This window comes from Robiginitalea sp., assembly GCF_049588695.1.
Lineage (GTDB): Bacteria > Bacteroidota > Bacteroidia > Flavobacteriales > Flavobacteriaceae > Robiginitalea.
Map to the genome: position 1 here is coordinate 1 of NZ_JBAVZJ010000303.1, position 11,645 is coordinate 11,645.

11 protein-coding genes and 1 other RNA gene are annotated in these 11,645 nt (G+C 47.0%); 6 read left to right on the plus strand and 6 right to left on the minus strand.

Annotation, left to right across the window (positions count from 1 at the left end):
* The first annotated feature begins 265 nt into the window (after positions 1-265).
* Positions 266-973 (plus strand): hypothetical protein, encoded by a 708-nt coding sequence (locus WBV75_RS07485; RefSeq protein WP_424120008.1) that lies wholly within the window; start codon positions 266-268, stop codon positions 971-973.
* Positions 974-1,013: 40 nt separating this feature from the next.
* Here WBV75_RS07485 and WBV75_RS07490 read toward each other — a convergent pair whose 3' ends face one another.
* Positions 1,014-2,642, minus strand: coding sequence for an ABC-F family ATP-binding cassette domain-containing protein (locus WBV75_RS07490; RefSeq protein ID WP_424120009.1), 1,629 nt, complete (start codon positions 2,640-2,642; stop codon positions 1,014-1,016).
* Between the two features lie 174 nt (positions 2,643-2,816).
* Between WBV75_RS07490 and WBV75_RS07495 the strand changes: the two genes are divergently transcribed.
* The gene (locus tag WBV75_RS07495; protein ID WP_424120010.1) at positions 2,817-4,202 is read left to right on the plus strand and encodes a transaldolase; all 1,386 of its coding nucleotides are present in this window, start codon (positions 2,817-2,819) and stop codon (positions 4,200-4,202) included.
* A gap of 106 nt (positions 4,203-4,308) precedes the next feature.
* Here WBV75_RS07495 and fsa read toward each other — a convergent pair whose 3' ends face one another.
* The 3 genes from fsa to ffs all read right to left on the minus strand — a co-directional run bounded on the left by fsa (position 4,309) and on the right by ffs (position 6,003).
* Entirely contained in the window at positions 4,309-4,965 is a 657-nt protein-coding gene (fsa, locus tag WBV75_RS07500) for a fructose-6-phosphate aldolase (RefSeq protein ID WP_424120011.1), read from the minus strand.
* Positions 4,966-5,014: 49 nt separating this feature from the next.
* The gene (locus WBV75_RS07505; RefSeq protein ID WP_424120012.1) at positions 5,015-5,830 is read right to left on the minus strand and encodes an SDR family oxidoreductase; all 816 of its coding nucleotides are present in this window, start codon (positions 5,828-5,830) and stop codon (positions 5,015-5,017) included.
* 74 nt (positions 5,831-5,904) lie between these two features.
* Positions 5,905-6,003: signal recognition particle sRNA small type (gene ffs, locus WBV75_RS07510), an RNA gene on the minus strand.
* A gap of 61 nt (positions 6,004-6,064) precedes the next feature.
* Here ffs and WBV75_RS07515 point away from each other — a divergent pair.
* Together WBV75_RS07515 and WBV75_RS07520 are read left to right on the plus strand one after the other, a co-directional pair.
* Positions 6,065-7,108, plus strand: a complete 1,044-nt coding sequence (locus tag WBV75_RS07515) for a glutaminyl-peptide cyclotransferase (protein ID WP_424120013.1) — start codon at positions 6,065-6,067, stop codon at positions 7,106-7,108.
* Positions 7,105-7,494 (plus strand): acyl-CoA thioesterase, encoded by a 390-nt coding sequence (locus tag WBV75_RS07520; RefSeq protein WP_424120014.1) that lies wholly within the window; start codon positions 7,105-7,107, stop codon positions 7,492-7,494. Before WBV75_RS07515 ends, WBV75_RS07520 begins: the two co-directional genes overlap by 4 nt.
* A gap of 9 nt (positions 7,495-7,503) precedes the next feature.
* On the opposite strand, the gene glyA is transcribed toward WBV75_RS07520, so the two are convergent.
* Positions 7,504-8,778 carry a serine hydroxymethyltransferase gene (gene glyA / locus WBV75_RS07525; protein ID WP_424120015.1) on the minus strand — a complete coding sequence of 425 codons (1,275 nt, stop codon included), beginning with the start codon at positions 8,776-8,778 and terminating at the stop codon, positions 7,504-7,506.
* Between the two features lie 108 nt (positions 8,779-8,886).
* Here glyA and fahA point away from each other — a divergent pair, with 108 nt between their 5' ends.
* The gene (fahA, locus tag WBV75_RS07530) at positions 8,887-10,182 is read left to right on the plus strand and encodes a fumarylacetoacetase (RefSeq protein ID WP_424120016.1); all 1,296 of its coding nucleotides are present in this window, start codon (positions 8,887-8,889) and stop codon (positions 10,180-10,182) included.
* 112 nt (positions 10,183-10,294) lie between these two features.
* Positions 10,295-11,482, plus strand: coding sequence for a hypothetical protein (locus WBV75_RS07535; RefSeq protein WP_424120017.1), 1,188 nt, complete (start codon positions 10,295-10,297; stop codon positions 11,480-11,482).
* A gap of 39 nt (positions 11,483-11,521) precedes the next feature.
* Here WBV75_RS07535 and WBV75_RS07540 read toward each other — a convergent pair whose 3' ends face one another.
* Positions 11,522-11,638 (minus strand): hypothetical protein, encoded by a 117-nt coding sequence (locus WBV75_RS07540; RefSeq protein WP_424120018.1) that lies wholly within the window; start codon positions 11,636-11,638, stop codon positions 11,522-11,524.
* Positions 11,639-11,645: the final 7 nt, after the last annotated feature.

Below are 11,645 nucleotides of genomic sequence, written 5' to 3' on the forward strand. Positions count from 1 at the left end.
GGAGGCAACAAGTCAGTAAAAAAAAGGCGCACCGCAGCAGTATGGGGGAAAAACGCATAAATCGGCTCTTAGATCAGTGGTTTGGGCAGTTTATCGACGAATGGGTCGCTTTCATCGACAAAATAACACTTTCACGGAATAGTGCGGCAGGTTCAGAACTGTAGTCCTAATAATTTAACATTATTTTAATATTTATCCCACGAGAACATTGGTTGACATGTTGGAGATCATTCTGTAACTTTGAACAGTTGCTAAAAGAAAAAGAATGCTAGAAAGAACCAATATCGAGGCGAAGCTCCGCGCCGAAAGGGGGGATTTGCCTGACAGGGCAGCACTTGCCCATTTACTGAAAGGCGTTGACATCGAGTTTGCGACGCCTGTTGCAGATGACATTGCCCCGAAGGCACCCGTTGTCCCGAACCAATTTGATTTTGACCGTCTGGATACCTCCAGGATCTACCACCTGGACCATATTCGAAAGATTTGTATTGATTACAGGCTCCGGTTTCTGGACTTGAAATATTTTAAACCTGAACTTCCGGAAGAAGCAAAAGGGGAAATCACGAGAATTGAGGAAGACCATCAGACAGAGCTCAAAGGCCTGAAAATCGTTGCGCCGTCCCGTCTCTTTAAATTGGCGGACAAGGATGACCCCTTACTTTTCGTGCCTATGGGAAATCAGTATTTCTATCTCGTCCATAAATGGGGAGACGACCTGCATCCCCTCCGAAAAATGCTCGTCTGGCCTTTTAAAAACATCGTGAACCTGATGCTTTTGATCATCCTTACGAGTTTCTTACTAACGACTGTTGTTCCTGATGGTTTATTCTCAAAAGCCGGTAGCAATACAGAGTTCTGGATTATCTTCTTCTTCATATTTAAATCCGTTGCGGCCGTTGTGATTTACTACGGATTTGCCATGGGGAAAAACTTCAATCCCGCCATTTGGAACAGTAAGTATTTCAATGCCTGAACTTCGTTTGGGATTTTAACTCTGAAACCAGTAAGGAAGTTTATACGGGTACCTGATACAGCTTCTCACGCTGTTGTTTTAGTGTGGTATCTGTCATGTAGTCGTCAAAGGACAAATAGCGATCCAGTGTATGGGTGGGTGTGAGTTCGACGATCCGATTGGCAACCGTCTGAGCAAACTGATGGTCATGAGTGGTGAAAATAACGGTCCCCTTAAATTGTTTTAACGAGTTGTTAAAGGCCGTAATACTCTCCAGATCCAGGTGGTTCGTGGGCTCATCCAGCATCAGTACGTTTGCCCGCTGCAACATCATCCGGCTCAGCATACATCTCACTTTTTCACCTCCGGAAAGTACTGAACACTTTTTCAGGGCTTCTTCTCCACTAAATAACATTTTTCCCAGAAAACCCCTAAGATGAACTTCCTCTTTCTCCTCCTGAGTTTTGGCCCATTGCCGTAACCAGTCCACTAAATTATTATCATTTTCAAAGAACTGACTATTGTCAGAAGGCAGGTAAGACACCGAAGTGGTAACCCCCCAGGAAAACGTACCTCCTTCGGGCTGCCTGTTTCCTGAAAGGATTTCATAAAAAGCGGTGGTTGCCCGGGAATCCCTGGAAATGAGTGCAACTTTATCGCCCCGATTCAGGTTGAGTTCTCCTTTCCGGAACAACCAGTCGCCCTCTTCACTTCGAGCTTCCAGCCCCTGCACGTTGAGAATCTGATCCCCGGCTTCTCGCTCCCGGTCGAAAATAATAGCAGGATACCGCCGACTCGAAGGTTTAATATCTTCAATACTCAGCTTGGCGAGCATTTTTTTGCGGGATGTTGCCTGCTTGCTCTTCGCAACATTCGCGCTAAATCGCTGAATAAACTCCTGTAGTTCTTTTGCTTTTTCCTCAGCCTTGCGATTTTGCTGAGCCCTTTGCCGTGCCGCGAGTTGACTGCTCTCGTACCAAAAGGTGTAGTTGCCACTGTGCATGTTGATCTTGCCAAAATCTATATCCGCCACGTGCGTACAAACCGCATCCAGAAAGTGACGGTCGTGGGACACCACAATAACCAGGTTTTCATAATCCGCCAGGAAATTCTCGAGCCAATTGATCGTTTCATAATCGAGATCATTGGTCGGTTCATCCATAACCAGTACATCCGGATTGCCAAAAAGGGCCTGTGCCAACAATACCCGCACCTTTAATTTGGAATCCAGATCGGACATGGGCCTGAAATGCAGGTCTTCAGAAATCCCCAGATTCGAAAGCAAAGCTGCTGCATCGCTCTCGGCATTCCAACCATTCATTTCCTCAAAGGCCACTTGCAACTCCCCAATCCGGTCTGCATTGGAATCATCGTAATCGGCGTAGAGGGCATCCATTTCTGTCTTAATGCCAAATAAGGGCTTATTGCCCATCATGACAGTTTCCAGAACGGGGTTCTCATCATAGGCGTTGTGGTTCTGTTCCAGCACAGACATGCGCTTTCCCGGTTCGAGGATTACCTGACCGGACGTCGGATCTACAGCACCGGAAAGAATTTTTAGGAAGGTAGATTTACCGGCGCCGTTAGCACCGATAACGCCATAACAATTGCCTGGGGTAAAAGTCACATTGACCTCATCAAAAAGGACTCTTTTACCGAATTGTACAGAAAGATTGGAAACCGAGAGCATATAGGGTACTTTAAAATTTTTGCAAAAATACACAAAATATAACGGGGAGGCTCTTTTATACCCATCTTAATAAACCCTTGCCGGATCCTTGTTATGATACATTTAACTCCCTATTAACAAGAGGCATATCGGGCTTTCTTTAGCTTTGTTATTGATTCTATGCGGTAAGATTTTATGACAAGACTTTTACTCTTACTTACACTTCTCGGGGTTTGTGGCTGTCAGGAGCCACAACAAGATGACAAACCTGTTTCAATTTCGGGGGAAATTGTAAATCCTACGGACTCCTATGTTATTCTATATAAGGGAGAGGAACCCATCGATTCAGCCCGGCTCGATGCCCGGAATCGTTTTGAACTCCGTATTGATTCTCTCGAGAGTGGTTTGTATAACTTTTTTCACCGGCCGGAGTTTCAGTACATATACCTCGAACAAGGCGACAGCATGCAGATTCGCCTAAATACCGTGGCCTTTGATGAATCCCTGGTGTTTTCAGGTTCAGGCGAAGCAGTTAATAATTTTCTGATCGATTTTTTCCTCGAATCCGAGGGTGAGGAAAACCTGGTACGCGAAAACCTTGGCCCGATGGAACCCGAAGCCTTCAGCGCCAAAATCGATTCCCTTAAAGTCCGTAAGGTCAGGGAACTGGAAGAGCTTAAAAATGAATTTCCGCTTACAGAAGGGGCCTATCATACGGCCCGGGCAAGTATCCTCTACAAAAACTATTATTACAGGGAAAAATATCCTTTCTGGCACCGGCAAATGATGGCCGACTCCGATGGGGTTCACGAACTGCCGAAAGACTTTTATGATTACCGGAACGATGTCTCCTATGACGACCTGAGCCTGACTTTTCTTAAACCCTATCATGATTTTATGGTTTTCCATATCGGAAACCTGGCGTATATGAGTTGTAAAAAGGCTTGTGCAGTGAATAAAGATATGGCCGGGAACCAACTCCATTTTAACCGGCATCAGCTCAAACTGATCGACAGCCTTGTTACTGCAGACGAACTCAGGGACAACCTTTTCAGAACAGTTGCCTTTGACTATTTGCTGAAATATGATTCCGAAGAGAATCTGGAAGTTTTTATGACCGACTTCCTGAATCGCTCTGAAAACAATCGACACCTCGCGGAAATTGAAGCTTTAAGCGAGGCCATCCAGAACCTGAGTCCGAATCATCAGCTCCCAGACCTCATGTTAGAAAGTGTGGATGGAGGTGTACAAAGTCTTAAAGATCTGGCCGGAAAAAGCCCGGTTGTGTTCTATTTCTGGTCAGGACCGCAACAACATCACCTGGCAAATATTACCAAAAAAGTGCGTTCACTGAACGAGGAATACCGGGACTATCGATTCGTGGGAATATGCCTGCGGACCGAAAAACCGCGTTGGAAATCCATGCTGGCAACCTATTCCCTAGATCCGGAGAACCAATATTGGGCGGAGGATTTCGAAAGTTTTGCCCATACCCTGGTGGTCTACCATCCCTACAAGAGTATTGTGGCCAAAGACGGAAAAGTCATCGACGGCTTCGCAAACCTGAATACTTCCTTTTAGTTTAAAGCCCTGTTGGTTTCCAGGAATATTCTTGGAGTCCGGGTGCTAGAGCGTTATGATCACCTTCCCTTGCGCAGAGATTCTTTCGAAGTCTCCTCCACAAATGTCAGGAATTGCCCTTTTTGTAATCTGCCAGAAACTTCTCTAACCCGATATCGGTTAATGGGTGTTTGAGCAGGCTTTCAATGGAGGATAAGGGCCCGGTCATGACATCTGCTCCTAATTTTGCACAGTTAATAATATGCATGGCGTGGCGGACTGAAGCAGCCAGGATTTGAGTCTCAAAGCCGTAGTTATCGTAAATCTCACGTATCTCTGCGATTAGGCTTAACCCGTCCGAAGAAATATCATCCAGACGACCTATAAAGGGGGAAACATAAGTCGCCCCGGCTTTTGCAGCTAACAGCGCCTGTCCCGGAGAAAAAATCAATGTACAATTTGTCCGGATTCCCTTTTGAGAAAAATAACGAAGGGCCTTGACCCCGTCCCGAATCATAGGCACTTTTACCACGATTTGATCGTGTAATTCTGCAAGCTCCTCCCCTTCCCTGACCATTTGATCAAAGGTCGTCCCAATGACCTCCGCGGAAACATCCCCAGGGGTAATTGTACAGATATCGACATAGTGCTTGAGTATATTATTTTTTCCCGTAATACCCTCTTTCGCCATTAAGGAAGGATTGGTAGTTACTCCATCCAGTACCCCGAGTTCCTCGGCCTCCCGAATCTGGTCCAAATTAGCTGTATCGATAAAAAATTTCATGATTTTCAGGTTTTAGGTAGGTAAATCTGCTTTAAATACGCCCACAAAATTACAACTTATAGTGGTTTAACAAGAGACGCTCGTATATTTTGTCGGGTATCAACCGCTTTAGGGTCAGCGAAAATCGCTGCAGCGGACTCCCTACGGTATAATGTACCGAGGGCCTGGTTTTTTTAAGGATGTACAATACTTTTCGACCCACGGCATCCGGGGGTTCCGCCTCGCCGACGTGGCGATCGATCAATTCAAGACTCTGCCCATAGGCTTCGCGATAAGGCGAATCCTCCCGGACTGGAGAATGGTAGCGGCCTGAGGCAATGTTCGTAGCATAATCTCCTGGCGCAAGACTGCACATCCGAATCCCAAATTGCCTGAGCTCCATCCGATAGGCTTCTGTAACCAACTCCAATGCCCCTTTAGTTGCCGAATAAATTCCGCGGAAGGGCAACCCCATATACCCCGCGATGGATGTGATATTCAGGATAAATCCGCTATGTTGTTTCCGCATGTGCGGGAGGACCTCCTTAATTAGGCGCAGGGGGCCGTGTAAATTGGTCTCAAAAGCGTGCAGGGATTCACTATGCGGGGTTTCCTCCATCGGTCCGGTAATACCTACCCCCGCATTGTTGATCAGAATGTCGATTCTCCCTTCTCTTTGAATGAGTTCAGCGATTACCTCCTGCACAGACTCCGCTTTCTGAACATCCAATTTCAAAAGGGGGAAATCCTTAAATTCTTGATATCTTCCCGGGTTGCGAGCCGTGCCGTAAACGGTGTATCCTGCAGTTTTTAAATGCTGACCTATACATCTTCCTATGCCTGAGGAGCCTCCTGTGATAAGTACGACTTCTGAAGGTGCTTTCATGGTTGCAAAGTAATAAAAAAGCCCGCGATTTCGCCGGGCTTCAAGCGGTATAGATCTGACTTTAAGGCACAAAAAAACGGCAAGCTACCTACATCGCACCGCTACGACCGCATACCCTTGCTGCGTTCCCACCCTGGGGGATTCTGCAGGAGCTGGTCGTGTAGGACTTGCCGCGCGCAAATATACATTCTTTTTGGGTTTGTGACAATCCCCGGACATGTGTAATTTTGTCATATGAATAAATTTAAAGTAAGTGCGATCTTTTCGGTCTTAGGGTTACTATTCTCATGTGGGGAAAATGATCTATCGCGGAATTTCGTTCTCGAAATTGAGAATGGGGCAAAAAAGATACAACAATACGAGTCAGTCGGGGTCCGGCTGAAGAATCGGGCGGATTTGCCTGTAGACTCTGTTGTGTATTTTCTGGACGGCAACCCGATAACACTTACAGATGGGAAACTCACTTTCTCCGACCCTGTCCTGGGAACCAAGCGCCTTCTGGCCCATGTGTTTTCAGAGGGTCAAAAAGCAATACTGGAAACGGAAATACTGGTACTGGCCAAAGAACGGCCCGCCTTGTACACTTATGAAATCCTGAATTCTTATCCGCACGATCCTAAAGCATTCACCCAGGGCCTGGAATTCTTCAAAGATACCTTGTATGAGAGCACAGGACGGCGTGGAACGAGCACACTGCGAAAGGTAGACTATAAGTCGGGTGCGGTTCTAACAAAGGTCGACCTGGATAAACAGTACTTCGGAGAGGGGTTAACCATACTCAATGATACGATCTACATGCTCACCTGGCAGTCCGGCACGGGCTTTATGTTCGATGCTAAAACCCTCAGCAAACTGGGAAGTTTTGAATACGGTGAGAGTGATGAAGGTTGGGGGCTGGCAAATGATGGTGTCCATATTTTTAAAAGTGATGGCACCCAGCGAATCTGGACATTGGATCCCGGAACCCTGCAGGAAACCGGATTCGTCGAAACAGTTACTGATAAATCCGTCTTCAACAAAGCCAACGAACTGGAGTACGTAGAGGGAAAACTCTACGCCAATGTCTGGCAAAAAGAAAGTATGATGATTATCGACGCGAAGTCCGGGGCCATTGAGGGAGTTGTAAATTTCGGAGGCCTTAAGGAAAAAGTAGGAAAACATCCGGAACTTGACGTTTTTAATGGAGTAGCTTATCATCCTGGCCGCAATTCCTTTTTTGTCACCGGAAAGAATTGGGACACCCTTTTCGAAGTCCGCATTTTCAAAAAGGAAGGATGAAAACCTACCGCTTTGACATCGTGGTACGGCCCGAACATCTGGATGATCTGGATCATGTGAATAATGTTCAATATCTGGAATGGGTACAACGCATCTCTAAAGAACACTGGCAAAAACTAACACGGCCTGAATGGGATTCCCAGTATGTATGGGTTGTTCGAAGCCACCATATAACCTATCACCACCCCGCAGTCCTGGGGGACAAGCTCACGGTTGTTACTCACGTTAAAACAGCCAGGGGTGCCCAGTCTGAAAGGCATGTACAGATAACTCATGAGGAGACTGAAACCCTTGTGGCCACCTGTGTAACACATTGGGTTTTGCTGGACGCTGCAAGTGGTAAACCCTCGAGGGTGCCGGAAGAGATGATTCGCGCATTGGAATAAAGGAGATGGTTATCCGGCGAATAAAGGCCTGTGGCCCATAAATTTATTAATCTCGCCTTTAACCCTCGCAGCCACGTCTTCAGAATCCGGATCAGAAAGGACCTGATCAATCCAGTCTGCGATCTGTTCCATGTCTTCCTCCTGCAACCCCCTGGTCGTAATTGCCGCCGTTCCAAAGCGGATTCCCGATGTCACAAAAGGAGATTTATCATCGAACGGCACCATATTTTTGTTTGCTGTAATATCTGCCAGTACCAGGGCCTTTTCGGCAGCTTTTCCGGTAATATTTTTATTGCGCAGGTCGATGAGCATCATATGGTTATCTGTACCTCCGGATATGATGTGATAGTCCCTGTCAGTAAAGGCTTTTGCCATGGCTGCAGCATTCTTTTGCACCTGGATCATATAGTGGAGGAAGTCATCGCTTATAGCCTGCCCAAAGGCAATCGCCTTTGCAGCTATGACATGTTCCAGGGGCCCTCCCTGGTTTCCTGGAAATACCGCCAGGTCGATCAAAGATGACATATTTCTTAGGGCACCTGACTTCAACCGAATATCAAAAGGGTTTTCAAAATCAGATCCCATAAGAATAAGCCCTCCGCGGGGTCCGCGGAGTGTTTTGTGGGTCGTGGTGGTCACAAAGTGGCAATGAGGGACAGGATCGCTGAGGATGCCCTTGGCAATTAATCCTGCCGGATGAGCGATATCTGCTAAAAGGAAGGCCCCCACCTCATCGGCAATTTCACGAAACCTTTCAAAATCCATATCTCGGGAGTAGGCCGACGCCCCGGCTATAATTAACTGCGGTTTTTCCGTTCTCGCAATCTCAGCAATCCGGTCGTAATCCAGCAGACCTGTCTCCTGATCGACCCCATAAAAAACAGGCCGATAGAGTTTTCCCGAAAAATTCACCGGAGAACCATGGGTCAGGTGGCCGCCGTGTGATAGATCAAAACCGAGTATGGTGTCTCCGGGCTTCAGAATGGCCTGGTAAACCGCTGCATTGGCCTGGGAACCCGAATGTGGCTGTACATTCGCATAAACGGCCCCAAAGAGTTCCTTTGCCCTGTCGATAGCGATTTGTTCAACCTGATCCACAATTTCACAACCTCCGTAATACCGCTTGCCGGGGTATCCTTCAGCGTATTTGTTGGTCAACACCGACCCAGAGGCCTCCATGACCTGGGGACTCGCGAAGTTCTCCGAGGCAATAAGTTCAATTCCATTGATTTGACGCCTTTCTTCCGCTTTGATCAGTTCAAAAATAGCCAGGTCTCTTTCCATAGGATGCCTTTTTTTCAGACCGGGTAAAAGTACAAATTGAGTCGGGTTAAACCAGATAAAATAATATCTTTGAGAAGGAATTTATCAAACGTCAATTAACATTTATCCATGCCTATAAAAGCCAACGACCCGAACCGTGTTTCCTGGCTTCCGGTCCGGGAAGACTCAGATTTTCCCATTCAGAATATCCCCTTTGGAGTTTTTCTCACCCGTGAAGATGTGATCACTATCGGTACGCGGATTGGCGACACCGCCATAGATCTGGGAGCGCTTCATCAATTGGGCTATCTGAGGGATATCCCGCTCACGGACGATATTTTCCTCCAGGATACCCTGAATGATTTTATATCGGACGGAAAGAAAACCTGGAGGGCCGTGCGAAACCGGATCGCCGAAATCTTTGACGTGGAGAATAAGGATTTACAGCAGAACGAGGCCCATAAAAAAATCATCCTTTTCGCACTGGATGAAATTGAAATGCAACTGCCCGTTCAGATAGGTGATTATACAGATTTCTACTCCAGCAAGGAGCACGCTACGAATGTCGGCAAAATGTTCAGAGACCCGGAAAATGCCCTCCTGCCGAATTGGCTCCACATCCCGGTGGGCTATCACGGGCGGAGTTCTACCATTATTCCGAGCGGCACCCCCATACGAAGACCTTATGGGCAAACCATGCCTAAGGGGGCCAAGACCCCGGTTTTTGGACCTTCCCAACGAGTTGATTTTGAACTGGAAATGGCCTTTATCACAACAGATGCCAATAAATTGGGAGAACCTATACCGGTAGCCGATGCAGAGGAGTATATTTTTGGCCTGGTTTTATTTAACGATTGGAGTGCCAGGGATATACAGAAATGGGAGTACGTGCCTTTAGGCCCGTTTTTAGGAAAGAGTTTCGCCTCTTCTATCTCCCCCTGGATTGTAACTCTTGATGCTTTGGAACCCTTCCGCGTGGCCGGCCCGGTTCAGGACCCCGCCCCTTTTCCTTATCTCAGACAGGAAAGTGCGGGAAGTTTCGATATTCACCTCGAGGTAGATTTGATCCCGGAATCGGGAGCCTCGAATACCATTTGCCGTTCGAATTTCCGGTATATGTACTGGACAATGGCACAACAGCTTGCCCACCATACCGTGAACGGCTGTAAGGTAAACAGTGGGGATATGATGGGAAGTGGGACAATTTCCGGACCTACTGGTGATTCTTTTGGCTCCATGCTCGAACTGGCCTGGATGGGTAGTAAGCCCCTTACCCTCAAAGACGGGCAGACCCGGACATTTATTGACGATATGGATACGGTAGTTCTCAAAGGATACTGCAAGAATGAGGGATTGCGCATTGGTTTCGGAGAAGTGCGTTCGCAACTCCTGCCCCCAATGCTCCCAAAAACTTTTCAAACCTAACACGTAGTACGCGTCACCGCGGATATACTAACTCTCATCGATTTTCGTTCTAGTCTCGACAGGTTTTGGCATGCCTCTTGGATTATGCCCTTGAATCTCAAAGCGAAAAAAGATGAAACGATTCATTACCATTCTCGTACTCCTGGTAGTTGCCGCCTCATGCGGAGGTGTCAAAAAAACACAGCAAGCCCTCAATACAGGGAATTATCTGCAGGCGATTAATACTTCAGTCATGGAACTGGCTGAAAACAAAACGCGGAAGAACAAACAGACCTATGTTGTGCTTCTTGAAGAGGCCTATGCAAAATACCTCGAATTTGAGGAGCAGGAAATCAGTTTTTTACAGAAGGATGGGAATCCGGCACACCTGGAAGAAATTTACAAGAGGTATAGCGAGATCCGCAATGTGCAGAATCGGATACGCCCACTGCTACCTTTGCCGATTTACGACGAAGGGCGGGAGGCATCCTTTAGCTTTCCCAACTACGACGCACAGCTACTGGCAGTTCAGGAGACCTTGTCATCCTATTTATATGAAAACGCCTCACAACTACTCAATGATGCCACTCAAAAATGGGAATTCCGCAAAGCGTATGAAGACTTTCAATACCTCAATGAGATCAATCCGGGCTATGCCGACACCCGAAAACAAATGGAATATGCATATCAAAACGGCCTGGACTACGTAAAAGTCCGTATGATCAATGATACCCAACAAATCATTCCCGAACGCCTTGAAGCAGACCTGCTGAACTTCAATACATACGGAATGGATAATCTGTGGACTGCCTATCACACCAATCCGTTGGACGAAATCCAGTACGACTATGAAATGCAGGTAGCATTCCGCGATATAGTCATTACCCCGGAACAAATATCCGAAAGACAGGTCATCAAGGAACGTCAAATAAAAGACGGAACACAGGATTTACTCGATGCGGAGGGGAATGTTGTGAGGGATAGTCTTGGGAACCGTATAGAAATTGATCGTCTGCGGACCGTTCGCTGTAATTACTATGAGTTTACCCAGCAAAAAATGGCCCAGGTAGTGGGCAATGTGAATTTCGTTGACCTGCGCACGCAGCAATCCCTGAATTCATATCCACTGACCAGTGAGTTTGTGTTTCAGCATATTTATGCCAATTACGATGGGGACAGACGTGCCCTGGACAATGACCTGGTGGCCCGATTGGGGCTTGCAGCCGTACCTTTTCCCACAGATGAAGAAATGGTCTTCAGCGCTGGGGAGGATTTAAAAACCCGCCTCAAGGGCATCCTGCAAAGACAGCGCTTCAGATAATTTAATAAATGAACATAAGGAATACAATAAGACCCGGGCTCAGTCCGGGTTTTTTAATACCTCATCCGGGGTTATGGCACCGATAGCTCCGTGTGAGACATGCTGCCGAACACCCTCCTCATCGAAAATCAGGAGTTGAGGAGATTGATGCGGCACTCCATAC